At 64.3% G+C, this 26,269-nt stretch carries 25 protein-coding genes, 1 tRNA gene and 1 riboswitch; of the genes, 12 read left to right on the top strand and 14 right to left on the bottom strand.

The window, feature by feature from the left end:
* Positions 1 to 8: 8 nt before the first annotated feature.
* Entirely contained in the window at positions 9 to 1,580 is a 1,572-nt protein-coding gene (locus tag CXQ89_RS02940; protein ID WP_104160237.1) for an ABC transporter ATP-binding protein, read from the bottom strand.
* The gene (locus tag CXQ89_RS02935) at positions 1,567 to 2,196 is read right to left on the bottom strand and encodes an ECF transporter S component (RefSeq protein ID WP_104160236.1); all 630 of its coding nucleotides are present in this window, start codon (positions 2,194 to 2,196) and stop codon (positions 1,567 to 1,569) included. The genes CXQ89_RS02940 and CXQ89_RS02935 overlap by 14 nt, the downstream gene beginning before the upstream one ends.
* Before the next feature lie 59 nt (positions 2,197 to 2,255).
* A riboswitch (TPP riboswitch) is annotated at positions 2,256 to 2,395 on the bottom strand.
* 90 nt (positions 2,396 to 2,485) lie between these two features.
* On the opposite strand from CXQ89_RS02935, the gene CXQ89_RS02930 reads away from it, so the two are divergent.
* Complete coding sequence (locus CXQ89_RS02930) at positions 2,486 to 2,749, top strand: DUF4235 domain-containing protein (RefSeq protein WP_104160235.1); 264 nt, start codon at positions 2,486 to 2,488, stop codon at positions 2,747 to 2,749.
* Between the two features lie 27 nt (positions 2,750 to 2,776).
* Here CXQ89_RS02930 and mnhG read toward each other — a convergent pair whose 3' ends face one another.
* From mnhG to CXQ89_RS02900, 6 genes are read right to left on the bottom strand one after another with little or no spacing between them, the layout of a single operon-like run.
* Entirely contained in the window at positions 2,777 to 3,253 is a 477-nt protein-coding gene (mnhG, locus tag CXQ89_RS19085) for a monovalent cation/H(+) antiporter subunit G (protein ID WP_372434169.1), read from the bottom strand.
* A gap of 42 nt (positions 3,254 to 3,295) precedes the next feature.
* Positions 3,296 to 3,556, bottom strand: a complete 261-nt coding sequence (locus CXQ89_RS02920) for a monovalent cation/H+ antiporter complex subunit F (protein WP_104053152.1) — start codon at positions 3,554 to 3,556, stop codon at positions 3,296 to 3,298.
* Positions 3,553 to 4,170, bottom strand: a complete 618-nt coding sequence (locus CXQ89_RS02915) for a Na+/H+ antiporter subunit E (RefSeq protein WP_258059824.1) — start codon at positions 4,168 to 4,170, stop codon at positions 3,553 to 3,555. The genes CXQ89_RS02920 and CXQ89_RS02915 overlap by 4 nt, the downstream gene beginning before the upstream one ends.
* Entirely contained in the window at positions 4,167 to 5,777 is a 1,611-nt protein-coding gene (locus CXQ89_RS02910; protein WP_104160232.1) for a Na+/H+ antiporter subunit D, read from the bottom strand. Before CXQ89_RS02910 ends, CXQ89_RS02915 begins: the two co-directional genes overlap by 4 nt.
* The gene (locus tag CXQ89_RS02905; protein ID WP_104053155.1) at positions 5,774 to 6,262 is read right to left on the bottom strand and encodes a Na(+)/H(+) antiporter subunit C; all 489 of its coding nucleotides are present in this window, start codon (positions 6,260 to 6,262) and stop codon (positions 5,774 to 5,776) included. Before CXQ89_RS02905 ends, CXQ89_RS02910 begins: the two co-directional genes overlap by 4 nt.
* Entirely contained in the window at positions 6,259 to 9,264 is a 3,006-nt protein-coding gene (locus tag CXQ89_RS02900) for a Na+/H+ antiporter subunit A (RefSeq protein WP_104160231.1), read from the bottom strand. The genes CXQ89_RS02905 and CXQ89_RS02900 overlap by 4 nt, the downstream gene beginning before the upstream one ends.
* 199 nt (positions 9,265 to 9,463) lie before the next feature.
* On the opposite strand from CXQ89_RS02900, the gene CXQ89_RS02895 reads away from it, so the two are divergent.
* Positions 9,464 to 10,834: an MFS transporter gene (locus CXQ89_RS02895; protein ID WP_104160230.1), complete on the top strand. Its 1,371-nt coding sequence runs from the start codon at positions 9,464 to 9,466 to the stop codon at positions 10,832 to 10,834.
* A gap of 13 nt (positions 10,835 to 10,847) precedes the next feature.
* Here the strand turns inward: CXQ89_RS02895 and dcd are convergent, their stop codons facing one another.
* Both dcd and kynA read right to left on the bottom strand, forming a co-directional pair.
* On the bottom strand, positions 10,848 to 11,423 hold the full coding sequence (gene dcd / locus CXQ89_RS02890) for a dCTP deaminase (RefSeq protein WP_104160229.1): 576 nt from the start codon (positions 11,421 to 11,423) through the stop codon (positions 10,848 to 10,850).
* A gap of 44 nt (positions 11,424 to 11,467) precedes the next feature.
* Positions 11,468 to 12,322, bottom strand: coding sequence for a tryptophan 2,3-dioxygenase (gene kynA / locus CXQ89_RS02885; RefSeq protein WP_104160228.1), 855 nt, complete (start codon positions 12,320 to 12,322; stop codon positions 11,468 to 11,470).
* 90 nt (positions 12,323 to 12,412) lie between these two features.
* Between kynA and CXQ89_RS02880 the strand changes: the two genes are divergently transcribed.
* The 10 genes from CXQ89_RS02880 (at position 12,413) to CXQ89_RS02835 (ending at position 21,128) form a co-directional block, all read left to right on the top strand.
* Complete coding sequence (locus tag CXQ89_RS02880) at positions 12,413 to 12,940, top strand: SseB family protein (protein WP_104160227.1); 528 nt, start codon at positions 12,413 to 12,415, stop codon at positions 12,938 to 12,940.
* A 91-nt stretch (positions 12,941 to 13,031) separates the two neighbouring features.
* Positions 13,032 to 14,075 (top strand): M4 family metallopeptidase, encoded by a 1,044-nt coding sequence (locus tag CXQ89_RS02875; RefSeq protein WP_104160226.1) that lies wholly within the window; start codon positions 13,032 to 13,034, stop codon positions 14,073 to 14,075.
* Entirely contained in the window at positions 14,072 to 14,344 is a 273-nt protein-coding gene (locus CXQ89_RS02870) for a protealysin inhibitor emfourin (RefSeq protein WP_104053161.1), read from the top strand. The genes CXQ89_RS02875 and CXQ89_RS02870 overlap by 4 nt, the downstream gene beginning before the upstream one ends.
* 66 nt (positions 14,345 to 14,410) lie before the next feature.
* Positions 14,411 to 14,481, top strand: a tRNA-Gly gene (locus tag CXQ89_RS02865).
* 87 nt (positions 14,482 to 14,568) lie between these two features.
* Positions 14,569 to 15,495: an AEC family transporter gene (locus tag CXQ89_RS02860; protein ID WP_104160225.1), complete on the top strand. Its 927-nt coding sequence runs from the start codon at positions 14,569 to 14,571 to the stop codon at positions 15,493 to 15,495.
* A 148-nt stretch (positions 15,496 to 15,643) separates the two neighbouring features.
* Positions 15,644 to 16,957, top strand: a complete 1,314-nt coding sequence (locus tag CXQ89_RS02855; protein ID WP_104053163.1) for an extracellular solute-binding protein — start codon at positions 15,644 to 15,646, stop codon at positions 16,955 to 16,957.
* The gene (locus CXQ89_RS02850) at positions 16,954 to 17,916 is read left to right on the top strand and encodes a carbohydrate ABC transporter permease (protein ID WP_104053164.1); all 963 of its coding nucleotides are present in this window, start codon (positions 16,954 to 16,956) and stop codon (positions 17,914 to 17,916) included. The genes CXQ89_RS02855 and CXQ89_RS02850 overlap by 4 nt, the downstream gene beginning before the upstream one ends.
* A complete protein-coding gene (locus CXQ89_RS02845; RefSeq protein WP_104053165.1) occupies positions 17,916 to 18,758 on the top strand; it encodes a carbohydrate ABC transporter permease in 843 nt (280 codons plus the stop codon). The genes CXQ89_RS02850 and CXQ89_RS02845 overlap by 1 nt, the downstream gene beginning before the upstream one ends.
* 37 nt (positions 18,759 to 18,795) lie before the next feature.
* A complete protein-coding gene (locus tag CXQ89_RS02840; RefSeq protein WP_104053166.1) occupies positions 18,796 to 20,058 on the top strand; it encodes an ABC transporter ATP-binding protein in 1,263 nt (420 codons plus the stop codon).
* An 86-nt stretch (positions 20,059 to 20,144) separates the two neighbouring features.
* Positions 20,145 to 21,128, top strand: coding sequence for a hypothetical protein (locus tag CXQ89_RS02835; protein ID WP_146067189.1), 984 nt, complete (start codon positions 20,145 to 20,147; stop codon positions 21,126 to 21,128).
* A gap of 49 nt (positions 21,129 to 21,177) precedes the next feature.
* Here the strand turns inward: CXQ89_RS02835 and CXQ89_RS02830 are convergent, their stop codons facing one another.
* The 4 genes from CXQ89_RS02830 to rpsN form a co-directional block, all read right to left on the bottom strand.
* Positions 21,178 to 23,157: an NHL domain-containing thioredoxin family protein gene (locus tag CXQ89_RS02830; protein ID WP_104160223.1), complete on the bottom strand. Its 1,980-nt coding sequence runs from the start codon at positions 23,155 to 23,157 to the stop codon at positions 21,178 to 21,180.
* A complete protein-coding gene (locus CXQ89_RS02825; protein ID WP_374952969.1) occupies positions 23,157 to 25,292 on the bottom strand; it encodes a cytochrome c oxidase assembly protein in 2,136 nt (711 codons plus the stop codon). The genes CXQ89_RS02830 and CXQ89_RS02825 overlap by 1 nt, the downstream gene beginning before the upstream one ends.
* A 93-nt stretch (positions 25,293 to 25,385) precedes the next feature.
* Positions 25,386 to 25,673, bottom strand: coding sequence for an HU family DNA-binding protein (locus CXQ89_RS02820; RefSeq protein WP_104053170.1), 288 nt, complete (start codon positions 25,671 to 25,673; stop codon positions 25,386 to 25,388).
* Positions 25,674 to 25,962: 289 nt separating this feature from the next.
* The gene (rpsN, locus tag CXQ89_RS02815) at positions 25,963 to 26,268 is read right to left on the bottom strand and encodes a 30S ribosomal protein S14 (protein ID WP_104053171.1); all 306 of its coding nucleotides are present in this window, start codon (positions 26,266 to 26,268) and stop codon (positions 25,963 to 25,965) included.
* Between the last annotated feature and the right edge of the window lies 1 nt (position 26,269).

Raw genomic sequence — 26,269 nt, 5'->3', positions numbered from 1 at the left:
CGCGCCGCTCACTTCCACACCGCATTCCGGACAGCCCTGCGTGCCGTGGCCGCGCCGTCCTCCACGTGCAGGACATCTCCTCCCAGCGCCTGCAGGAACTCGGCGTCGTGGGTCACGGCCACCACGGAGCGACCTTCGGCCAGCAAGCTGCTTAGCAGGGCCACAAGCTCAGCCCAGGTGTTGGCGTCCTGGCCAAAGGTAGGTTCGTCCAGCAGCAGGATGTCCGGTTCCGTGGCGATCATCGTGGCAACCGAGAGCCGGCGCTTCTCTCCCCCGGAGAGGGTGAACGGGTTGGCGTCCAGCAGGGAGGTGAGCCTCAGCCGGTCCGCCAGCCGTTCCGCCAGGTCGGTAATCTCCGTTTCTGTCAGCCGTCCTGCACGCCGGGGGCCAAAGGCCAGTTCCCCGCGGACGGTGCCGGTCAGGAACTGATGTTCCGGTTCCTGGAAAACCGTGCCGATCCGGGTCACCAGTTCGGTCGATTTCCAACGGCCGGGATCAATTCCGGCGGAACCCGCAAGCGCGGGTGAGGCACGCAGTGCGCCGGCCACGGGTGGAAGCAGTCCCCCCAGCGTCAGGGCAAGGGTCGTCTTTCCGGCGCCGTTTGGGCCGGTGATGCCGAGTGAGGTTCCGGCCCGCAGCGTCAGGTCCACCCCGCTGACGGCAGCCGGTTTCCTTTTCCCGCGCCCGGCGGCCAGCCCGCCGGCAACAAGCAACTCAGCTCCGGCGTCCTGCGCCGGAGGGTCAGAGACCGCAGGCCGGGCCCCCGGAAGCCAGACGCCGGCAGCGGTGAGGCGGGCACGGTTCCCCGGCTCCGCCAACACCTGCGACGGCGGTCCGTCAGCCAGGATTCCGCCGTCGGCCGCCAGGACCACCACCCGGTCCACCACGTCCGCCCAGACGGCAACACGGTGTTCCACCACAATGAGCGTGGCGCCCGTTCGCTCCAGCACGCGTTCGACGGCGGCACGGACCTCCCGCACGCCGTGCGGATCCAGATTGGCGGTGGGTTCATCCAGCAGCAGCAGGCCTGGCTGCATGGCCAGCACGCCGGCCAAGGCTAAACGCTGCTTCTGCCCTCCGGACAGGGCGGATGTCGAATGGTGCAGCGGCACCCGCAGGCCAACATCGTCCAGGCTGGTGCGCACCCGCTCCCAAATCTCCTGCGGGGGTATCCGGAGGTTCTCCGCACCGAAGGCAACCTCATCCCCCACACGGGAGAGCACCAGCTGCGAGTCGGGATCCTGCAGTACCAGGCCCGCCCGGCCGCGGGCCTGCAGCGGATGCACCCCGTCCAGGGTGAGGCTGCCGTGTTCCTCCCCCGCAGCGTCGGGTCCGGTGCCTTCGCCCAGGACACCGGCGAGGGCGTGCAGCAGTGTGGATTTGCCGGCCCCGGAAGCGCCCAGCAGCAGGACCTTCTCCCCTGCTTCGATGTCCAGCGTCAGGGAGGAGAGTGCGGGGGTGCTGCGGCCGGCGTGCCGCCACGAGTAGTCCCGCGCCCGCACGGCCACGGGGGAAGACACGGGGGAAGACACGGGGGAAGACGCCGGGGACGCCCCAGGGGAAACGTCAGGAACGCGCATCTGCTGCCCGTCCCGAGGCGAACGATGCCAGGACTCCGGTCCGGGCCAGCGCCCGGGCGGCAAGCCAGGACAGCACCCCGGCAAGGACGGCACCGGAGACGGCGGCGAACAGGGTGTACAGAGCCTGCCACTGCAGGGCCCATTCGGGCCGGTAGAGGATGTTTTCGCTAACCCCGAGGAACACTCCGGACACCAGTCCGGCCAGCACTGCAACGGGAAGGGTGTACCGGACGTAGAGGAAGGCCAGGAAGACCAGTTCGGCTCCCAGCCCCTGGATGAATCCGGACAGCAGCACCGAGAGGCCGAACTGCGTTCCCAGCACGCCGGACACGGCCGAGGCGAGGACCTCACAGTAGATGGCGGCTCCGGGTTTGCGGATGATCAGGGCACCCAGGACGCCTGCGATGAGCCACCCGCCGGTGTAGAGGCCGCCCAGCGGCGGAAAGGCAAGAAACATAACCTCCACGCCGCTGTAGGCCAGCGACCAGACCCAAAAGATGACGCCTACGGCTACTGCGAGCACGGATGCCACCACAATGTCGACCACCCGCCAGGGGCGCCGCCACCGTGAATCCTGCCGGCCGGAGCGTTGCGCCGGGGAATTGTTCTGCTGCATGAAAAAAACCTCCTGAGGTACAGGAGGGGAGGGACTGTTCACGGCGGACTGCCGTGAGATCCCGTGAGATCTCGACTCCCTATCGCCGGTACTAACCGGATCAGGTTCGAGGGTCTGCGGATGTCCGCACTCTCAGCGCCTGGGTCTTTCCGCAGCATGCTTGGGCATGGGCGGGAAGGGCGCTCCCCTGTCGTATGTCTTGCGAGTCCCACTCTACACACGGGCAAACCATTTTGGGCGGCCCGGCGGGTAGGGTTAGGGAAACGGCCCACAAAAACTAGGAGCATCCATGAACCTGATCCTTAAACTGCTCAGTACCGGTGTGAGCATCGGCGCGGGCATTGTGTCCGCCAAACTGCTGGACTTCCTCTGGACCCGGATCACCGGCAACGAACCGCCCCGGGACAATGACGGAGTCCTGGACGTCAACCTCCGCACCGCGGTGGTCTTCGCCGTCGTTTCCGGCGCCGTTAGCCAGGCCATCCGGGTGCTGACCACCCGCGGCACGCAGCGCGCCATCCAGCGTTACCAGAAGACCCCCGAGGTCGTCTAAGCAGCACCGGGTTTCACCACAGGGCGCTCAGCCCTCGGGACTGTGTTCCGGGCGGCGGGCGCCCTGCGCTGTTTCGGCCGAGGAATCGTCGTCCAATGACCCTGCCTCGTTGTGGGCTCCGGGATCGTCATCCACGCGAGGGTCTTCATCTTCGTCTTCATCGTCGGTATCGCCGGCCCGGGATTGGAGCAGCAGCTCCTGGGCGCGGCCCACCACGTCGTCAAGCTCGTCGATGGTGAGCAGTTCGGGCCGCAGGTGCTTGGTCCGGTAGCCGGCCCGGCCCACCATGTGGGCGGACACCGGGGCGGTGAGGATCATGAACAACCAGCACACGCCCAGGACCGGAAGCAGTGCCCAGCTTTCAAACTGGACGGCCATGGCCAGCAGGAACAGCAGCAGTCCGAGCACCTGCGGCTTGGACGCGGCGTGCATGCGGCTCATCAAGTCCGGGAAGCGGGTCAGGCCGATGGCGGCCGCCAGGGACATCAACGCCCCGCCGAGCATCAGGATTCCAACAATGAGGTCATTCAGTTCCGGGCTCACGGGCTACCTCCGGTCCGTAACAAAGCGGGCAACGGTCACGGAACCGATGAACCCGATGAGTGAAATCGAGACGAGCAGCGCCAAATAGTTCAGGTTCCGGTTCACGATCATGTCCGTGGCCAGGGCAGCTCCCACGATGGTCAGCAGGACGTCAGCCGCCAGCACCCGGTCCAGGATGGAAGGACCGCGCGCGATCCGGAAGATGGCACCGGCTGCCGCGACGGAGAGCATGACTGCCACCAGGACCACAAAGATGCTCATCATGGGTTCATTTCCTTGCTGGTTGCGGCCGGGAGGGCGCTCTCGGATCCGGCCAAAGCCTGCTCCGCCTTCAGCACGTCCAGGTCCTCACGGGTGCCAATGCTGCGGATCAGCCAGGACTCGGTGTCCCGCACGTCCTTGCGGACCTTGTCCGCTTCCTCCGGTGTGGAAACGTTCAGGCAGTGCAGGTACAGGGTGGAGGTGGACCGGTCCACTTCCACCACGAGCGACCCGGGAATCAGCGACAGTGCGTGTCCGGTGGCAGTGACGAGCAGGTCCGAACGGCTGCGCAGCTTCACGCCCACCACGGCATTCTTGATGTTTGGCCCCTTGGTCAGGGACAGCCACAGCACTTCGAAGCTGGCGTGCACCAGTTTGTAGAAGAACCGGATCAGGAAACCCGCAGCGTAGAGCGGGTTGAACCGTCCGCTCAGTTCCACGGGAGGCAGGTAGAAGATGTTGGCCACAATGAACGCGATCACGGCCCCGAAGATCAGGTTGCCGGCACTGAAGTCCTGCCAGAGGGCGCCCCACAGGAACACCAGCCAGATCAGGAGCGGGATTTCCTTCAGCAGCGGTACGCGCGGACGGTTCCGCATTTGGGCTCTGCGGGTCATTGTCCGGCCCCCTCTCCAAGAACGGCTTCAATGTACGGGGTACGGTCCAGCAAATCCTGCGCAGCGTGGTCGCTGAGCGAAAACAGCGGGCCGGCCAGGACGGTCAGGGCAACACCCAGCGCCACCAGTCCCACTGTGGGGTACACCATGGTGCGCGGCAGCAGGTCGACGGCGCCGCGGCCGGAGAACTTTCCGGTGGACTTTTCGGTGACGTCACCGGAGGTCCGCAGCGACGATCCGTCGGTGCCGGTGGCCAGCAGGATCGGATCGGGGTGCACGGCGTCTTCCGGGGTGCGCCAGAAGGCACGGTTCCAGACCCGGGCCATGACCAGCAGGGTCAGCAGGCTGGTCAGGACGCTGGCCCCCACCAGGGTATAGGCCAGCGGCGTGCCCAGTTCAGCGCCTGCCTCCAGCAGCCCCAGCTTGCCCAGGAAGCCGGAGAACGGCGGAATGCCGCCCAGGTTGATGGCGGGGATGAAGTAGAGCACGGCCAGGATCGGCGACAGCTTGGCCAGTCCGCCTAGGCGGTCCATGTTAGCGGTGCCGCCCCGGCGCTCGATCAGGCCGGTCACCAGGAACAGCGAGGTCTGGACCGTAATGTGGTGGACCACGTAGAACACCGCGGAACCGATGCCGATCACGGATCCGACCGCCAGGCCGAAGACCATGTAGCCAATGTGGCTGACCAGGGTGAAGGACAGCATTCGCTTGATGTCTGTCTGCGCCAGGGCACCGAGGATGCCCACCACCATCGTCAGCCCGGCAACTACCATCAGCAGCGAGTTGATCCGGTCGCCGGGGAAGAGCAGCGTCTCGGTGCGGACCATGGCGTAGACGCCCACCTTGGTCAGCAGGCCGGCGAACACTGCCGTTACCGGTGCCGGAGCGGTTGGGTAGGAGTCAGGCAGCCAGAAGGACAGCGGGAACACCGCCGCCTTGATGCCGAACGCCACCAGCAGCATCAGGTGCAGCATCAGCTGGGTTCCCGAATCAAGGTCTGCCAGCTTCACCGCCAGGTCTGCCATGTTTACGGTGCCGGTGGCAGCGTAAATCATGGCGATGGTGATCAGGAAGAGCAGGGAGGAGACCACGCTGACCACCACGTAGGTGACACCGGCGCGGATCCGCGGCGTTGTCCCGCCCAGCGTCATCAGCACGTAGCTGGCGGTCAGCAGGATTTCAAAGCCCACGTAGAGGTTGAAGAGGTCCCCGGCCAGGAAGGCGTTGGATACCCCCGCAACCAGGATCAGGTACGTCGGATGGAAGATCGAGATGGGTCCGTCTTCATCGCCGTCGGCCATGCCCTGCCCGGCCGCGTAAATGAGCACCGCCAGGCTTACGGCCGTGGAAATGACCAGCATCAGGGCGGAGAACTGGTCCACCACCATGGTGATGCCCACCGGCGGGAGCCAACCGCCCAGGTTTACTGCCTGGGCCCCGGTCTCCCAGACGGAAAACAGCAGGACAACTTCCAGTACCAGCGTGAGGGACAGGATGCTGACGCTGATGATGCGCTGGGCGCTGGTGTGGCGAATCAGGATGAAGGCGAGGGCTGCACCGAAGAACGGCAGGACAACGGCCATCGGGGCCAGGCTTATGGTGTTCATTCCTTGGCCTCCGGGCTGGTGCTTTGACCGGTGGCGCGCAGGGAGCCCGGCGCCTCTTCAGCCTCTTCGGGCGGGGTGAATTCAGTGGTGTCCTCGGGGACGTCGGCGTCATCCTCGGCGTCGAAGCTGCTCTGGCTGGCCACGCGGCGGTCCTCGATATCGTCCTGGACCTCGTCCTGGCGGCTGAGTACCCAGGACCGGTAGATGATGCCCAGCATGAACGCCGTCACGGAGAAGGAGATCACGATGGACGTCAGGATAAAGGCCTGGGGCAGCGGATCGTTGTAATCCTCCGCCGCGATCTCCGCGTTGAACAGCGGCGCCAGGCCCTGGAAACCGCCGGTTGAGAGCAGCAGGATGTTGGTGGCGTTGGTGAGCATGGTCAGTCCCAGCACCACGCGGGTCAGGCTGCGTTCAAGGAGCAGGTAGATGCCGCAGGCGTACAGCGCTCCCATGATGATCATGAAGGTGATGTTGACGCTCATCGGGCCACCTCCTCTTCCTTGCTGACTATCTCGGGTTCGGGTTCAAGCAGGTCCTCGTCGTCGGAGGATCCGCCTTCGCTGCGTTCATCGATTTCGGAGCCCAGGCTGCGCAGGACATCCAGGACCAGTCCCACCACCACCAGATACACGCCGATGTCGAAAATGGTGGACGTGACGAACTTGATTTCGCCAAAAATCGGACAGGTGAACTTGATGATCGCGCTCTGCAGGATCTGGCCGCCGAAGAGCAGCGGCGCCGCGGCCGTGAGGCCGGCGATGCCCAGCCCGCCGCCCAGCAGCAGGCCGGCGCTGACCGGGCTCGCTTCAGCCAGTTCAAAGCGTCCGCCTGCCAGATAGCGGATGGTCAGGGCCAGCCCTGCCATGAGCCCGCCGGCGAAGCCGCCGCCGGGAATGTTGTGCCCGGCCAGCAGGAGGTAAATCGAGAACATGATGACCGAGTGGAACAGCAGCCGCGTAATTACTTCAAAGATGATGGAACGGCGTTCCGGTGCCAGGGTCCGCCCGGCCACCAGCCAGGCATCACGGCTCACGCTGGAGAACTTCCGGGCCAGGGCCAGCGTGGCTTCCTGGCGGCCTGTCGAGGCAAAGTGTTCGCGGCCGCGGTCCACCGAGCCGGTGGCAACTCCCTCGGCACGACGGCGCTTGTCGCCGCGTCCGCGGACAAAGATCAGCGAGGCCACGCCTGTGGCGGCCATGGCCAGCACGGAGATCTCACCGAAGGTGTCCCAGGCGCGGACGTCCACAAGTGTTACGTTCACGATGTTGGCGCCGCCTCCCACCTCATACGCGAGGTCCGGGTACAGCAGCGAGATGGGCTCGGCGACGCGGGAGTTCATGGCCGTCATGGCGATGAGCACCATGGTGGCGCCGAAGGCGATCCCGAGCAGGGCCCGCAGCAGGCGGTGCCCGGCGGGTTCCCGCTTCCACAGCCGGGCCGGCAGTGACCGCAGGGCCAGCACAAAGGCCACCAGAACGATGGTTTCCACCAGCATCTGGGTTAGGGCCAGGTCCGGTGCGCCCTGCAGGGCAAAGATCAGGGCAATGCCGTAACCGGTGACACTGACCATCAGCACCGCAAGGAAGCGCTTGTTGGCGCGGGCTGCGGCCAGGGCGCCCAAGATGATCCCCACGCCGATCACTGCCTGCAGCGGGGTGTCCCACCAGTGGAACTGGTCGGGAAGGGAAGCTCCGCGCCAAAGCAGGGCGGACAGCGGTGTCAGGACGGCCACCGTCAGGATGACGAACAGATAGAACATCAGCGAACCGCGCTGCGTGCGGCCGGTAATCCAGACCGCGACGTCGTCGAGCACGCCAATGATTCCGCGGTAGGAACGCTCGGCGTCCAGCGGTGCGGTGAAACGTGCCTGGAACTTTTCGACCCGCAGCCGCTGCCAGAACAGCAGCACCCCGGCGCCGATGGTAATGACCGTCAGCAGCAGCGCCGTGGTGAAACCGTGCCACAGCGCCAGATGGGTGGGGGCGCCGTCGGCCGGGTACAGATCAGCGTAGGAGCTGACGGCGGCATCGATCGGGGCCGGCCAGAGACCGAACACCACCGTAACCGCCGCGAGGATGGCCGGCGCGCCGATGAACGCCCACGGAACCGGCTTGAAGGGCGTCGGACGGCAATTAGGTTTGGCCGCAAAGCCGCCCCAGACGAAGCGCGCGCTGTAGGCGAAAGTCAGGATGGAGCCGATGACGACGCCGGCCAGCAGGACGGCCGCACCGAAAGTTCCCTGCTTTTCGGCGAAGTGGACAAACGTTTCGTAGACGGATTCCTTGGCCACGAAACCCAGCAGCGGCGGAACGCCGGCCATGGAAGCGGCGCCGATGACGGCAACGACAAACAGTTTCGGTGCGGAGCGGTAAATACCGGAGAGTTTGCGGATGTCGCGGGTACCGGCCTGGTGGTCCACGATGCCCACCACCAGGAACAGGGTCGCCTTGAAGAAGCCGTGAGCCAGCAGCAGTCCCAAACCGGCAATGGCAGCCTCGCGGTTGCCGAGACCGACCACCAGGGTCAGGAAGCCGAGTTGGCTGACCGTTCCGTAGGCCAGGATCAGTTTGAGGTCATGCTGGCGCAGCGCGCGCCAACCGCCCAGCAGCATGGTGGAAAGGCCCAGAACGAGCACCACCGCATGCCAGTAGGTGCTTTCCGAAAAGCCGGGGGCCAGCCGCGCAACAAGGTAAATGCCGGCCTTGACCATGGCTGCGGCGTGCAGGTAGGCGCTGACCGGGGTGGGCGCGGCCATGGCGGCGGGCAGCCAGAAGTGGAAGGGAACCAACGCGGATTTGGAGATGGCGCCAATGAGCATGAGCACAATGGCGATGTCCACGAGGGCGCCGCGCTCCAGCAGCTGCGGAGCCATGGCCATGATCTCTGAAATCCGGAACGTTCCGGCGGCATCACCGATCAACACCATGCCCACGAGCATGGTGAGCCCGCCGAGGGTGGTAACCACCAGTGCCTGCAGGGCGGCCCGGCGCGCCGACAGCCGATGCGCCGAGTATCCGATCAGCAGATAGGACAGGACGGTGGTTACTTCCCAGAAGATGAAGAGCAGGATCAGGTCATCCGCCGTCACCAAACCGAACATGGCTGCTGCGAAGGCCAGCAGCTGGGAGCCAAAGGCGCCCATCTGTGCGTCCCCCGGGCGGAAGTAGCGTGCGCAGTAGAACAGCACGAGCGAGCCAACGCCGAGGATGAGGATGGACAGGACCGCGGCCAGGGTGTCCATCCGGAACGCGAGCTCAACTTTGAGATCGGGAATCCAGGGGATCACTACGGACGGCGGGGCGTTGGGAGCGCCCGAGGCCAGCGTCTGGTCGGCACCTGTGTACCGGGGGAACGTGACCAGCAGCCAGACGAAGGCTGCTGCGGGGACGGCTGCCAGGACGTAGAACGCCGACCTGCCGATCCTGCGGAACATTATGGGCGCCACCAATGCCACCGTAAATAAAACGGTGAGCACAATTAGCACTAGATCTCCCGAGCTTTTTTTGACAGTCTTCCAGCCGCAAACACAGCTGTAGTTATCAAGGTGGTGGTCAGAGGGCGTATATCTATTCTACTCATGGCATACACCCAAGCCCCATTCGAGGGCCGGGCAGCGATGCCCAAGGACATGCCGGAGTGCCGGTTGCGGCCCTGCCCGGGCCGGGCACCTATAGCATCTGCCTATGGTCTCCAACACAGAAGTTCACCGCGCCCTGCCCGGCGGGCCGCCTCCGCGTTTCCGGAAACGGCAGGTCCTGGCCTGGGCGTCCTGGGACTGGGGGTCCGCCGCGTTTAACGCCGTCATGACCACCTTCGTCTTTACGGTGTACCTGACCTCGGAGAGCTTCGGCGGGAAAGACCATGCTTCCGCCGTCCTGGGGTACGGCATTGCCCTGGCCGGAGTGGCAGTGGCAGTGTTCGCCCCCGTCATGGGACAGCGCTCGGACGCCGGGGGCCGGCGCCGGCTCTGGCTGGGCATCAACACGGCCCTGGTGTGCCTGGTCACCGCCCTGTGCTTCTTCGTCTTTCCCCGGCCGGAGTTCCTGCTGCTCGGCGTTGCGCTGATCGCCTTGGGCAACGTCTTCAGTGAGTTTGCCGGCGTGAACTACAACGCCATGCTGTCCCAGATTTCGACGCCGGCAACGGTGGGACGGGTCAGCGGTTTCGGCTGGGGCATGGGGTATGTGGGCGGGATTGCCGCCCTGGCAGTGGTGCTGGTGGGCTTCATCAACCCCGACGTGGGCTGGTTCGGCGTTACTTCGGAGAACGGCTTGAACATCCGCGCCGTCGCCGTTTTCGCCGCCGTCTGGCTGGCCGTCTTCGCGGTGCCCGTGCTGTTTGCGGTTCCCGAAGTTCCCCGTAAGGAGCGAGCTGCCGGAATTGGCTTCCTGGCGTCCTACGGACTGCTGTTCCGTCGCGTCAAGGCCATCTACAAGACCAGTCCGCACACCATCTGGTTCCTGCTGGCCAGCGCAGTTTTCCGTGACGGCTTGGCCGCGGTGTTCACGTTCGGCGGAGTAATAGCACACGGGACCTTTGGATGGCCCCTCTCACAGGTCATCATCTTCGCCATCTTCGGCAACGTGGTGGCAGCCGTCGGCGCCATTGCGGGCGGCTTCCTCGACGACCGCGCCGGCCCCAAGAAGGTCATTGTCTTCTCACTGATCGGGCTGCTGATCTCCGGCGGGTTCATTGCGCTGTTCGGAGCCGGGGACCAGCGCCTCTTCGGGCTGCAGTGGAGCGGCGACACCACGTTCTGGATATTCGGACTGCTGCTGTGCCTGTTTGTCGGGCCGGCGCAGTCCGCCTCCCGGGCCTTTCTGGCCCGGCTTGCGCCGGCAGGGGAAGAAGCCGAGCTGTTTGGGCTTTATGCCACCACCGGCCGAGCCGTGAGCTTCCTGGCGCCCACGCTCTTCGCCGCCTTCATCACCATTTTCGGCGCCCAGCGGTACGGCATCCTCGGCATCCTGCTGGTGCTGCTGGCGGGCCTGCTGGTGCTGCTGCCGGTGCGATCACCGGACAAGACACCGCGCGCGGTGGTTCCGGAAGCCTGACCGCTGCCCGGCGCTACACCCGGGAGCGGTGGAAGTTCAGGTGGCTGCGCGACGCCGTCGGGCCCCGCTGGCCCTGGTAACGGTTGCCGTACTGTCCGGACCCGTAGGCATATTCGGCCGGGGAGGTCAGCCGGAAGAAGCACAGCTGGCCGATCTTGGAACCGGGCCACAACTTGATCGGCAGCGTTGCCATGTTGGACAGCTCCAGGGTCACGTGCCCGGAGAAGCCGGGGTCAATGAAACCGGCAGTGGAATGCGTCAGCAGCCCCAGACGGCCCAGCGAGGACTTACCCTCAAGCCGCGCCGCAATGTCATCGGGCAGGGTGACCGTCTCATAGGTGGACCCTAGGACAAATTCGCCCGGATGCAGGATGAAGGGCTCGTCCGGGTCGACCTCCACCAGGCGGGTCAGGTCCGGCTGGTCCAGGGACGGGTCGATGTGCGCGTATTTGTGGTTGTCGAAGAGCCGGAAGAACCGGTCAATGCGCACGTCCACGCTCGAGGGCTGAACCATTGAGGGATCGTAGGGATCGAGGACGATCCGCTTGTCGGCAATTTCGGTTCGAATGTCGCGGTCAGAAATCAGCACTATCTAAAAATAGCGCATGCACACGCGGGAGCCGGCCGGGGCTGTCAGCGGCCAATCTCCGTCCGGACGGCATACAGCTCAGGAAAAAACGTCAGCTCCAGCGCCCGCTGGAGGAAGGACGCACCGGAGGATCCCCCGGTTCCCCGCTTGAATCCTATGGTGCGCTCCACGGTCTTCAGATGACGGAAACGCCAGAGTTGGAAGTTGTCCTCCAGATCCACCAGCTCTTCACAGGCTTCATAAATGTCCCAATTCTGAGCGGCGTTCTCATAAACGTGTTTGTAAACACGCATGAGGCCCTCGTTGGCCACATGCGCCTGCGTGACGTCACGGTCAAGCAGTTCCGCGGGGACGGCATAGCCGCGGCGGTGCAGGAACCGGATGAACTCGTCGTAGATGCTGGTTTGTTCCAACAGATCCGTGAGCAGGGCCTGCGCCGCAGGATCGGCTGCGAAAACGTTCACCATGGCGGCATTCTTATTGCCCAGCAGGAATTCCACGGCGCGGTACTGATAGGACTGGAACCCGCTCGAGGCGCCCAGATCACCCCTAAACTCGGCGTATTCCGAAGGCGTCAGCGTGGCCAGCACCGACCACTGCTCGGTCAGCGAGCGCTGGATGTGCTTGATCCGGGCGATGCCCTTCATGGCCGCGCGCAGGTCATCCGCGGCCAGGTTGGACCGGACGGCCCCCAGTTCATGCAGGACAAGTTTCAGCCACAGCTCGGAGGTCTGGTGCTGAATGATGAAGAGCATCTCATCGTGGTGCTCCGGACTGCTCACGGGATGTTGGGCAGCCAGAAGGTCATCCAGCGCCAGATAGGAGCCGTAGCTCATCTTGTCGGTGAAGTCCCGTTCAATGCCCGGCTCCAAGTTTCGGGTGTTCCTGCTCACGCTCATTCTCCCACCGTAGCTTGATTCACCCCCCTGCGGCTGTGCCAGACTTGCGGCTGAGCCTTTGACGAACATCCAGCACTCAAGGAGATCCCCATGACGGAGAATACGGACAGCACACACGGCACGGTGGATGCGGAAGGCGCACTTCCCGGCCAGGCGCAGTATCAGGACCCCGAAGGTGCTGCAGCGCTCGAAGAAGCCATCCTCGCCGGCCAGGAAGGCCGGATCACCAGCCAGGAGCTGGTAGCCCGGATCTGCGAATCGGAGCTGCTCAGCGTCGGCCGGCTGCTGGACGAGAAGGACCCCGCGTCCTTCCAGGCCCTGGTGTTGAAGGCCCCCGAGGGGGACTCCGCTGTAGCCGCAACGTTCACCAGTGCCCAGCGGGTGCCGGAACAGATCCGCGAAGCGGCTCCGGTCATGGTGAAGGCCGGCGGTGAAGCTACCCTGCGCAGCATTGGCGCAGGCTACGGACTGGCCATCAACCCCGGCAGCAACCTGGGACTCGAGCTGGGACCGGAAGGAATCGCCGCCATCGTTGCCGCCTACGATCAGGCAGCGGCCAATCAGGCAGCAGCCGCTGCGGCGAACGAAGAAGGCAGCGGCGAGACGCAGCCTCAGTAGCCACCCTTGCGCTGTCAGGGGTGGCCTCTAGGCTGGGGCCACACGCGTGGAGGGAAACCAGTTGCCCTGCACCCGGACTCCGGAGGACAGCATGACCTGTTCAATTGTTCCCCCTTATCTCCTGACACGCATTGCCGAACTGCAGGGCGGAGGCTTTAGCCGGGCGCCGGAAGCTGCGCAGCGGGCGCTGGCAGAGCTCCCTCCGGTTCATCAGGCACGGTCGCAGACACTGCAGCCGCCGTTTCCCCCGCGCGGCAGCGCACTGGCCCCCACACTGCGGCGGGAGATTTCCGACGCCGGTTCACTGGAGATCCTCCCCGGCACCCTGGTCCGTTCAGAGGGCGCAGATCCAACCGGCGATGCAGCAGTGGATGAGGCCTATGAAGGGCTCGGGGCTACCCACGCGCTTTTCCGCGACGTCTACGGCAGGGACTCGGTGGACGGCGCCGGCGGCCTTTTGGCGGCCACTGTGCACTACGGCCGCGACTATGACAACGCATTCTGGAACGGTGAACGGATGGTGTGCGGCGACGGCGACGGCGAAATCTTCCAGCGGTTCACCAAATCGCTGACAGTTATTGGGCATGAACTGGCCCATGGCGTTGTCCAGTACACCTCCCGATTTGAGTATTCGGGCCAGGCCGGCGCGCTGAATGAATCGGCCGCAGACGTTTTCGGTGTCCTCGTGGAGCAGAAACTCCTGCACCAGGAAGCTGCGCAGGCAACGTGGCTAGTGGGCGCGGGGTTGTTCACCGACCAGGTGTCGGGCGCTGCGCTTCGGTCCCTGAAGGCTCCCGGCACGGCGTATGACGACGACGTGATCGGCCGTGACCCGCAGCCGGCCACCATGGCGGGTTACGTGGACACTGAATCGGACAACGGCGGAGTCCACATCAATTCCGGCATTCCCAACCACGCCTTCTATTTGGCCGCCACCGCCATGGGAAATTTCGCCTGGGAACGGGCCGGGCAAATCTGGTATGACACTTTGGCCGAGCAGGACCTCCCTGCGGACTGCACTTTTTCACTGTTTGCGGCCGGAACGCTCGCCGCTGCGGAAAAACGCTACGGCAGCTCGGGAGCAGAGTACGCTTCCGTGTCCGGTGCCTGGGAAGCCGTGGGCGTGCTGCCATGAGGATTGTGGTGGTCCGCACCGGCGGCTTCGCCGGCCTGACCCGGGTGTGGAGCACCCAGGTCAGCACCGAAGAAGCGGAGCGGGAGTGGCTGCCGCTGCTGCAGGAGCGTCCGCCGGAAAAGGCTGACGGATCAGACCGCTTTGTCTACGAGATTAGCGTGGGCCCGGCTGCGGTTACCCTGCCCGAGCACTGTGTTCAGGGTAAATGGCGGGATCTGGTGGACCGTGCGCGGCAGGGCGGCAGGGAGACAGACAGCAACGACGGGTGAACACCGAATTCGGCCCGGCGCGGGTTCCATGTAAAGTGGTTTTTTGTGCCGGACCCTTCCGGCGCTGCGGGCGTAGCTCAATGGTAGAGCGCTAGCTTCCCAAGCTTGATACGCGGGTTCGATTCCCGTCGCCCGCTCCGAGAAAAAGACCCCTGAGAATCCTCTGCGATTCCCAGGGGTCTTTTGTTGTCTGCGCTGTCTTTCGGCGGGGATATACTGAGCCGGTGTTGGGGGTACTTACCGGGTTCACCGTTGTCTGGATCATCATTCTTGCGGGATACCTGATCGGCAGGCTCAAGGTCCTGGGCGCAAACGCGCAAAATGTCCTGAGCAGGCTGGCGTTCTTCGTTGCCTCCCCCGCCCTGCTGCTCGTAACCCTCAGTGATGCGGACCTGCACACGGTCTTTTCCCTGCCGCTGCTCGTAGCGGCAGCCAGCGCCGTCGTAACGGCAGGCATCTTTGTACTCTGCACCCGCTGGTGGCTGCGCCGTCCCCTGCCCGAGGCACTGATCTCGGCCATGTCCTCGTCGCTGGTCAACGGCGCCAACCTGGGCCTGCCCATAGCCGTCTATGTCCTGGGCGATGCCGCCTTTATTGCCCCGGTCCTGATTTTCCAGATGGCCTTCTTCACTCCGCTGTTCCTGATGCTTCTGGATTCGGCGACGAGCGGGCGGCGGACCTCGCTAATGACCTTCCTGGCCCAAGTCGTGCGCAATCCGATCATTATCGGAACCCTGATCGGCCTGTTCCTGGCCGCCACCGGCCTTACCCTGCCGGTCATCATCCTGGAGCCCATTACCCTCATCGGCGGAGCTGCTGTACCCGCCATGCTGCTGGCCTTCGGGATCTCCCTTGTTGGATCCCGCCTCTTGGAGCGCGACGGCGGCCGCCGGGCCGACGTCCTCCTCGCCACGGCGTTCAAACTGGTGCTGCAGCCGCTGCTGGCCTACGCCCTGGCGCATTACATCCTGGGGATGGAGGGAACCCTGCTGTTTGCCGTCGTCGTAACCGCTGCCCTGCCCACCGCACAGAATGTCTTCGTGGCAGCCAACCGCTACGGCCAGGGCGAACTCGTAGCCAAGGACACGGTTCTGCTGACCACCATTCTCTCCCTTCCGGTCCTCATAGTCATTGCTGCACTCCTGACCTGAGGTTTCTCTCACCGCCACTCGTCCTGAGAGTGGCGGAATTCACACCCAAGGCATAGTGTCTTTTCGAAAGGCTGCTTAGGGTGGCAGTTTTGCGGAAGGTTCTATCAATCCGCGCCTACGACGAGGTGGAGGCACAACACCGATGCCAATGGATGCGAGACACAACGACCGGCCCCGCAAACGGGCGCGCGCAGCTGCGGGGGTTGCCCTCGCTATCGGAGCGACGCTGTTGACCGGCTGTTCCTCCGAAGAAGGTCCCCCAACCCTCACCTGGTACATCAACCCGGATGACGGCGGCCAGGCAACGATCGCCGAAATTTGCACCGACCAGGCAGATGGCGCCTACACCATCCAGACCTCGCTGCTGCCCAGCGATGCCGGAGCGCAGCGGGAGCAGCTCGCCCGCCGGCTCGCAGCCGGCGACGACACCATGGACATCATGAGCCTGGATCCGCCGTTTGTCCCCGAACTGGCCGAACCCGGCTACCTCGCTCCTGTTCCGCAGGAGGTCATCGACAACACCACGCAGAACGTCGTCGAAGGTGCACTGACCGGAGCGAAGTGGAAGGACAAGGTGGTGGCCGTTCCGTTCTGGGCCAACACCCAGATCCTCTGGTATCGGAAGTCGGTGGCGGAAGCCGCAGGGTTGGACATGACCCAGCCGGTCACCTGGCAGCAGCTCATTGACGCAGCCGCCAGCCAGGGCAAGTTCCTGGGGGTCCAGGGTGCCCGGGCCGAATCCATGACCGTGTGGGTCAACGCACTGGTCGAATCTGCGGGCGGCACCATCGTGGAGAATCCGGACGCCCCTGCAGACGAGATTAAGCTGGGCCTCAATTCCGAGGCGGGAACCCAAGCTGCCGAAATCGTGTCCACCATTGGCAAGGAAGGCCTGGGCGGCCCCGGACTGCCCACCCAAACCGAAAACACCTCCATGATCCAGTTCCAGGGCGACCAGGGCTCGTTCATGGTCAACTACCCCTTTGTCTGGCCTGCCACCAATGCAGCAGTGGAAGCGGGAACACTGCCCGCAGACCTGATCGATGACATAGGCTGGACCCTGTATCCGCAGGTCAATGCCGGTGAAGAAACCGCTCCCCCGCTGGGCGGGATCAACCTCGGTGTGGGGTCCGAGAGCAAGCATCAGGATCTGGCCTACCAGGCCATTGAGTGCATTGTCAGCCCGGATAACCAGTCCCTGTACTTCACCAGCAACGGCAATCCCCCGGCCAATATCGATGCCTATGATGCTCCGGGCGTATCGGACACCTTCCCGATGGCGGAGACCATCCGTGAGTCCCTGGAATTGTCCAAGCCCCGGCCGCAAACCCCGTACTACAACGAAGTTTCAACCGGCATCCAGCAGACGTGGACCCCGCCAAGCGACGTTGATCCGGCAACCACGCCGGAAACCAGCTCCGAGTTCATCCTTGCGGTCCTGAAAGGGGAGAAGCTGTTGTGAGCACTTCCGTAGAAGCTCAGCGGGGAGCAGTGCCCGCATCCAAACCCGCCAAGCCGCGCCTGAGTGACAGGGCACGGTCCGAACGCAGGCTCGGGCTGTGGCTGGCCGGCCCGGCATTCGTGATCATGCTGGCCGTCACTGCCTATCCGATCCTCCTGGCCGTGTGGGATTCACTGTTCAAGTACCGGCTGACGGCGCCGGGCGACAGGGAATTCATTGGCCTCGGCAATTACAGCGTTATTCTCACCGACAGCGTTTTCTGGCGCGACCTCGGCGTGACGCTGCTGATCACCGTCATTACCGTGGCTGTGGAACTCGTTCTGGGCTTTGCCCTGGCCCTGGTGATGAACAGTGCATTGAAGGCCGTCCGCGGCTGGCTGCGCACAGCCATCCTGGTTCCCTACGGCATCATCACCGTGGTTTCGGCCTTCGCCTGGTTCTACGCCTTCGACATTAACTCCGGCTACATCAACCACTGGTTTGACTGGGTGCCGGGTATTAGCCCGGACCTGAACTGGTTTGCCGACGGGCCCACCGCCCTGTTCGTGATTATCGCCTCCGAAATCTGGAAGACCACACCGTTCATTTCTCTCCTGCTGCTCGCCGGGCTGGCGCAGGTTCCCGGAGAACTGACCGAAGCCGCGGAAGTGGACGGTGCCACCTGGTGGCAGCGGATGTCACGGGTGATCCTGCCGAACATGAAGGCCGCCATCATGGTTGCCGTCCTGTTCAGGGCGCTGGACGCGTTCCGGATCTTCGACAACGTCTACATCATGACCAACGGTGCCTACGGGACCGAAGTCCTGTCGCTGCTGGCATACCGCACCTCGATTTCCCGGCTGGAGATTGGCATGGGCTCAGCGATTTCAGTCCTGCTGTTCCTTTGCGTGATCATCATCTGTTTCATCGCCATCAAACTGTTCAAGGTGGACCTCACCGGTGCACGAGGGGGTAACTAGTGAAATCCTCACCTGTTCGTCGCAGGCTGATCTGGACCATCATCTCGATCGTGGTGATCGTCTATGCACTGTTCCCGGTAGCCTCGATTCTCGCCACCTCGTTCAAGATCCCCAGCGACCTCACGTCGGGAACGTTCCTCCCCAATACGTGGTCCACCACCAACTATGAAGAGATTCTTGTGGGGGACGCCCAGGATCTCTTCCTCTCCGCACTGCGCAACTCCATCGGCATCTCCCTGATCGCCACGTTTGTTGCCGTGGTGCTGGCCACCCTGTGTGCCTACGCGATTGCACGGCTGGACTTTCCCGGCAAGAAGCTGATCCTGACCACTGCGCTCGGCGTCTCGATCTTCCCCGTAATTTCCATCGTGACTCCGTTGTTCAACCTGTGGCGCAACATCGGGCTGTATGACACTTGGCTCGGACTGATCATTCCGTACCTGTCCCTCACCCTGCCGATTTCCATCTGGACGCTGTCAGCGTTCTTCCGGCAGATTCCCTGGGAGCTGGAACAGGCAGCCCAGGTGGACGGAGCCACCACCTGGCAGGCTTTCCGCAAGGCTATTGTTCCCCTCGCGGCACCCGGGGTGTTCACCACGGCGATCATTGCGTTCTTCATCGCCTGGAATGACTTCGTGTACGGCATTTCGCTGACCTCAACCGATGCAGCAAGGCCGGTTCCAGCAGCCTTGGCCTTCTTCACCGGCGCCTCCCAGTTCGAAGAACCGACGGGCGCCATCTCGGCGGCCGCAATTATTGTCACCATCCCCGTTGTAGTGCTGGTGCTGGCGTTCCAGCGCCAGATCGTCTCGGGCCTAACCCAGGGCGCCGTCAAGGGCTAAGTTCCTTACGTCCGGTCGAAGAAAAGGATTTATTCTCATGGCATCGATCACCCTCAACCACCTCGTCAAGAAATACGGCGACGGCTTCCCTGCCGTCAACGATGTCAGCTTGGATATCGCAGACGGTGAGTTCATCATCTTGGTTGGCCCGTCCGGCTGCGGAAAGTCCACCCTCCTGCGGATGATCGTAGGTCTGGAAGACATCACGTCCGGAGACCTGCTGATCAACGGGGAGCGGGTGAATGACAAGGCACCCCGTGACCGCAACCTGGCCATGGTGTTCCAGAACTACGCCCTGTACCCGCACCTGACGGTCTTCGAGAACATCGCGTTCCCGCTGCGCCTCGCCAAGGGCAAGTACACCGATGAGCAGGTGAACAAGCTGGTCAATGACGCTGCTGCCACCTTGGAGCTGACTGAGCACCTGGACCGGAAGCCTGCCAACCTTTCCGGCGGGCAGCGCCAGCGGGTTGCCATGGGACGTGCCATTGTCCGCCAGGCGGATGCCTTCCTCTTTGACGAGCCCCTCTCCAACCTGGACGCCAAACTGCGCGGACAAATGCGGTCGGAGATCTCGCAGATGCAGCGCCGGCTGGGAACCACCAGCGTCTATGTAACCCACGACCAGACTGAAGCCATGACCCTCGGCGACCGCGTAGCCGTGCTCAAGAAGGGCATCCTGCAGCAGGTGGCGTCGCCGCGCGAACTGTATGAACAGCCCATCAACCTCTTTGTCGCGGGCTTCATCGGCTCTCCGTCGATGAACTTCCTGCCGGCCACGGTGGACGGCAACGTGCTCCGGACTGCGGTTGGCGACATCACGATTCCCCAGGATAAGGCCAGCAAGGCCACGGGGAAGAACATTGTGCTCGTAGGGCTGCGGCCGGAGTTCTTTGAGGATGCCAAGTTTGTGGACGAGGCCAAGCTTCACCACGGCTCAACGTTTACCGCACCCATCAGCCACACCGAATGGCTGGGCAACGAGCAGTACGGCTACATCCCCTTCCACCCGGATCCTGAGGTCAAGGAACTCCTGGACAACTTGGCACGGGATATGGACGCCGACGAGCTCCGGCCGCAGATTGTGGTTACCATCGACGCAGCCTCCCGCATCCGCGGAGGACGCGACGCCGAGCTGTGGCTGGACACCCGCAAGGTGCATCTGTTCGATCCCGAGACCGGGGAGAACCTCACCCGGGATGCCGAAGCAGGTGCGGAGCTGACCGAGGAAGCCAACGCAGCACGTGCCGAAGAAATCGCCATGGCACACGAGAATGACAAGGTGGGCAGCGGAAACTAAGTTCCCGCGGATTTGCCCGGAGAAGCCCGGACGGCGGCAGGCCCGCGGTCCGGGCTTCTCCTGTTTCACCCGGTATCGTTTGATCGGTGCAGGGAACAACATCGGTAATCAAAGCAGTGGCCACGTGGCTGCTTGCCCTCATGCTCACCATCGCTGCGGCAGTGGTGGTCATTTATTTCGTCAATGCGAAGGTGTACGGCCCGGGGCACCAGGTGAGCAGCTACTTCGACGCCCTCCAAGAAGGGGACGGGGAACGCGCCCTGGGCCTGCTGGCCGCCACGGTTCCGCAATCCAATGCCGCCCTGCTGGACGGAGACGCGCTGCGGGCCGCAGCCGCGGACCTTGAGCTGGTTCAGATCGGTGAACCCCGCGACGCCGGTGAGGACAGGGTGGATATTGACGTCACCTATGCCATGGGCGCCGAGGAGGCGCAGAGCACCTTCCGCCTGACGCGTACTGAGAAGCACTGGTTCTTTTTTGACCAGTGGTCCTTTGTCCCTTCGGTCCTTCCCACGGTGACTGTAAGCGCCCCCAGCCAGCGCGAAGCCGTCCTCAACGGCGTTCAGGTGGCCCTGCCTGAAGAGACCACCACGTTTGCTTCCTTCTATCCCACCCGCGTGGAAGCTTCCTACGAATCGGAGTTCTTCGCCGCCCCGGCGGAATCAGGAGTCCTGACTTCGCCGCGTGACACCGTCTCCCTGGTCCTGGCAACCGAGGCCACCGAGGCCCTGAGAAATGCCGTAGATGCCAAGGTCCGCGATTTTCTCGCCGGCTGCACCGGCGCCCAGGACCGGCTCGCCCCGCCGGGCTGTCCGTTCTTCCACTTCACCGACAACCGGGTCCAGCCGCCCATCGTCTGGGAAATCACGCAGTACCCGGAAGTCAATATTCGTTCGGTGTCGGGGAAGTGGGTACTCTCCCCGCTCAACGGCAAGGCCCGTCTCACCGCTGAGCAGACGGACCTCTTCAGCGGTGTCAAGAGCCCGCTGGAGGTTGAGAAGGATTTCAGCTTCGCCGCGCAGCTGTCCGTTGGTGCAGGCGAGGTGTCCGTTACTCCCCTGATCGACTAGCCCGGCCGGATGTCTGTGGCCGGGCTGGTCGATTGCCGCACAGATTCCGCTAGTCGAGCCCGCGCAGGTCCAGGGTGAGCTCAGTGTCTCCCGCGGCGTCAATGGTCACGGGGATGCCCCAGTCCTGCTGGTACAGGTGGCAGGCGGCGTGGTCGGGGATCTCGCCGCCGGGCTCGCCGTCGCAGGCCGCGGCGCGTGCCGTGATGTGCAGAACACCGCCGGACACGGAGTCCGAAAGCACCAGCTCACGCGTCAGCCCGGTGGAAGTCCCTCCGCCGGAAACCAGCAGTTCCTCCGGAGAGGATGAGATCTTCAGCTGCGTGGGATCTCCCCACCGGTCGTCCAGCTTCTGGCCCTTGGGAGCGGCAAAGCGGACGGAAAGCGCCACCGTGCCCGCGGCCATCGGGCTGGCAGGGCGCTGTGTCTGCCGGGCACCCTCGTCCACCGACTGGGCTTCCTTGGGAATGGGCAGCCGCACCAGTTCGTGTTTGTTGGCTTCCACCACGATCAGCAGCGGTTCCCCGGCAGTGGTGTCCACCAGGACGCCGGAAGGCTCGGAGAGCCCGCGGGCCAGGGTGGAAACGGTTTCAGTTGCGGGGTCGTAACGGCGAACAGCACCGTTGTAGGTGTCGGCGATGGCCACCGAACCGTCCGGCAGCACTGCAACTCCCAGCGGGTGCTGCAAACGCGCCTCCCCGGCAGGCCCGTCGCGGAAGCCAAAGTCAAAGAGCCCGGCTCCGACGGCGGTGCTGACCGATACCCGTGTGGTGCCGTCGGCTGTACTAAAGGCCAAACGGCGAACCGCTGAGGTTTCCGAGTCGGCGACCCAGATGTTGCCGTCAGCGTCTTCGGCCAGGCCGGAGGACTGGGCAAACCAAGCCTCCGCACCGTCGCCGTCCAGCAGGCCTTCAAGCCCGGTGCCGGCCAGGATGCCCAGTGCGCCGGTGAGCGGATCGAAGCTGAAAATCTGGTGCGTGCCGGCCATGGCCACTACCAGCCGGCCCAGCGCAGTGGACCAGGTCACGTCCCACGGCGAGGACAGGGACACGGCCAGCGGGTCGGAGCCAAGGGCCGGCTGCACGGACGCCGATCCGGGTACGTCGCTGCCGGCCGCTGAGGCGGCTTCGGAGGGGTGGTCCGCGCCGGGTGCCCGCTTTGTCTGGTTGCCGGCGTCCAGGAGCCGCTGCACGCCGTTTCCGGCGACAGTGGTGACGGTTCCGGAGGCCAGGGCCACTGCGCGCAGCCGGTGGTTGACCGTGTCCGCCACCACGACGTCGTACCCGGTCTGCTCCGCCACGGCGGCAGGCAGGACGGCCAGGCCCTGGGGTTCGTTGAACTGTGCCGTGCCGGCGTCGCCGTCGCGCCATCCCTTGGTGCCGTCACCGATAACAGAGCGCACTGTGGTGAGATCATCCTCAAGTTCCACGAGGCGGTGGTGCCCGGTATCGGCCACCAGGAAGGTCCCGCCGGGAAGGGGAACGGCCTTGCCGGGAAAACGCAGGTTGCCGGCGGTGGGTTCGGCCGGAACGTACGGGCCGTTTCCGCGGTGCAGCGTGCCCTTGGCTTCGTGCTCTTCGACGAGCTCGCTGATCAATGATTCGAGGCCGGCGGCGTGGCCTTCACCCGACAGGTTGGCCACGATGTAGCCTTCCGGATCCAGGACCACCAGAGTTGGCCAGGCGCGGGCCGCGTAGGCCTGCCAGGTGATCAGCTCCGGGTCATCCAGGACCGGGTGGCGGATTTCGTAGCGTTCCACAGCCGCTGCCAGGGCCACGGGATCTGCCTCGTGCTCGAACTTGGGCGAGTGCACACCCACCGTCACCAGCACGTCGGAGTACTTCTCCTCCAGCGGGCGAAGCTCGTCCAGGACGTGCAGGCAGTTGATGCAGCAGAAGGTCCAGAAGTCCAGAAGCACGATCTTCCCGCGCAGGTCTTCCAGCCCGAGCTGGCGGCCGCCGGTGTTGAGCCAGTTGCGGCCCTCCAGGGCGGAGGCCCGCACCCGGTATCCGGTGCGCACAGTTTCAGTCATTAACGGTCTCCTTCAGAGCTGCTGGCATCCCGCTTGGCCAGATTGGCAAACATGTTGTTGTAAGCGGCCAGCTCAGCCTCATTATTCCTTTCGGCTGCCCGATCTTTACGCCGTGTTTCGCGGGCGTCAGTCCGGGACCACTGCAGCGCCACCCCAATGGCCACCATGACAGTGGGAATCTCGCCCAGGCCCCACATGATGGATCCGCCGAGCTGCTGGTCAGCGAGGGCGGACAGTCCCCAGTCCCGGCCCATGTTTCCAAAGTAGGAGGCCTGGATCAGGGAGGTTCCGCCCATGACCGCCACGCCGAAGAAGGCGTGGAAGGCCATCGTGGCCAGCAGGATCACCAGGCGCAGCGGATACGGCGCCCGGTAGGGCAGCGGGTCGATGCCGATCATGGTGAGGACAAAGATGTAGCCGGTCAGCAGGAAGTGCACAACCATCAGTTCGTGGCCCACATGCTGGCGCAGGGCGAACCCGAACAGCTCCGAGTAATAGAAGATCACGATGGACCCGGCAAAGTTGACGGCCGCGAAAATGGGGTTGGTGACCAGTTTGGAGAACCACGAGTGCACGCCGACGAGGATCCACTCCCGAATCCCGCGGGTGCCGTCCCCGCGCGGTGTCAGCGCCTTCAGCGCCAGTGTTACGGGGGCACCGAGCACCAGGAACAGCGGAACCACCATGGTCAGGGACATATGGGCCAGCATGTGGGTGCTGAAGAGCACCATGCCGTACACGGCAGGGGCACCGGACGTGACGTAGGTCAGCGCAGCAAGGCCAAACAGCCAGCACAGGGCACGAACAATTGACCACTTATCACCGCGGCGGCGCACCTTGACCATTCCGGCAATGTAGGAAATCGCCAGGACAAGCACGATCGCGACCCACAACCAGTCGAAGCGCCACTCGGTGAGGTAGCGTTCATTCGTCAGTTCCGGCGGCAGGTCGTATCCGGTGAGGATCCGCGCCGGCGATGCGTTGGCCGGCAGCTCCTCCGGCCGCGGGGTGGCGGTGCGGCCCAGGGCCACGGCCACGCCGGAGACAGCGGCCATGATCAGCAGTTCCACACCGATCAGCTGCCAGAGAATGCGGTTGGCGCTCTTCGCCCGGGGGCCGCCCTGCTCGTTGGAGCCTGCGGCGGAGCCGGGAATCTTGGCGGGCAGCTGGGGAATGATCCATCGGCGGTGCAGGAACCCGATCACGCCCAGCAGCAGGGTTGCCGCGGCCTTGAAAATAACCAGACTCCCCCACTCGGAATTCAGCTGGGAAAGAGAAGTGATGCGCAGGGAGGCGTTGATGACGCCGGACAGGAAGACCAGCGCGAAGGCGAAACCGGCAAGGGCGGAGTAGCGGCGCAGCACCACGCCGGTAATGGGACCCAGCTGGCGCGAGACAACAGCCAGGACAATGAGTCCGCCAATCCACAGGCACACACCGGCCAGGTGCAGCCCGATGGAGTTCACGGCGGCACTGTGGTCGTCGCCGCCTGCTGAGTGGCCGACGAGCGCGATGGGGATGATGGCCCCGGCGGCCAGCACGGTGGTGGCGGCGAGACCGTTCAGGGACCGGACACCGAAGGCCAGGGTGGTGACCACTGCTGCAATGATGCTCACCGCCAGCCAGGCGCGGCCGGTGGAGAAGTCGGTGACGAAGGCGCCAAGGCCCTGTGTGTAACTTGCCTCCGCGCTCAGCGGCAGGCCGGAGACATCCGAGTAGGTGAAGAGCAGCACGCCAACGGCGGCCAGCGTCCAGACCGCGGCGGCGAACCCTGCCAGTGACATGGCGCGGGCGAAGGCGGGGTGTTCCGGCTCATCCGCCCGGACCTTGCGGGACCGCGTGAACTTCAGCGACTTTGGCAGGATGGCGACTGAGAACACCAGCGCTCCAATGACCGCTGCCATGGCACCGTTCTGCACGGCCTTGGCAACAGGCAGGGCCCATCGGGTCAGTGCACCGGGGTCGGAAAGCTGCTGGGCCGCGGCGGCACCGGAGAAGACCAGCGCCCCGGCAAGGGCCGTGAACAGGACGGCAGCGGCGGCGGCGAGCCAGCCGCCCCCAACGGCTCCGGCAGGCGTGGAAGCGCCGGACGGCAGGCGGGCGCCGGCGGTATCGGTGTTGGCAGTTTTAGGCACGATACCTATTCTCTACCCCCGGTAGAAATTTGGGCTAATTGCACAAAAAAGGCCGGCGCCCTCAGGCGCCGGCCCTTGCCTCAGGAACGGAGGTTACTTCTTGGTGGAGACAGCAGCCTTCAGCTTGGAGCCGGCGGTCAGCTTGACGCTGTGGCCTGCCGGGATCTGAATGGTTTCGCCGGTCTGCGGGTTGCGGCCCGTGCGGGCAGCGCGGTCAGTGCGCTCGACTGCGAGCCATCCGGGGATGGTGATCTTCTCGCCATTGGCAACGGAGGTTGCGAAGATGTCGAAGACAGCGTCGAGAACGCCGTTCACTGCCGTCTGGCTGTTGCCGGACTTCTCTGCCACTGCTGCAACAAGTTCACTGCGGTTCATAGCCAATTTATGTCCTCCTGGACTAGGTGTTAGCTCGAGCGGATCACGGATGCGAAACCGCCACTGTTGGAAACTTACCAGTCCGCGCCCGGAAATCAGGAAAAATCCGCTGTTTTTCGCGGTTTTTTCAGCTCTCAGCCCAGAAAAAGGTGCCATTTACCCCATCGAGGCCCTTAGCCTGTTTCCTTGCAACGGCGCGGATTTTACGCACACCCGCCGCCAAACAGCTCCGGGGCATGCAAAAGGGCGGCAACCCGCAGGTTGCCGCCCTTTTGAAAGCTTAGTTAAGCAGTGCTTACCAGCTGGACTTCTTCACGCCGGGCAGTTCGCCTGCGTGGGCCATGTTGCGGAAACGCACACGCGAGATACCGAACTTCTGGAGGGTACCGCGGGGGCGGCCGTCAATCTGGTCACGGTTGCGAAGGCGTACCGGCGAGGCGTTGCGCGGAAGCTTCTGCAGGCCGAGGCGTGCAGCTTCGCGGGCTTCGTCGGTAGCGTTCGGATCCACCAGGGTCTTCTTCAGTTCGAGGCGCTTCGCAGCGTAGCGCTCAACAATGACCTTGCGCTGCTCATTGCGGGCAATCTTTGACTTCTTTGCCATT

Source organism: Arthrobacter sp. ZGTC212, assembly GCF_002929255.1.
GTDB lineage: Bacteria > Actinomycetota > Actinomycetes > Actinomycetales > Micrococcaceae > Arthrobacter_B > Arthrobacter_B sunyaminii.
The sequence above is the reverse complement of the archived record's forward strand: the minus strand, read 5'-3'. Positions and strand labels throughout refer to the sequence as shown.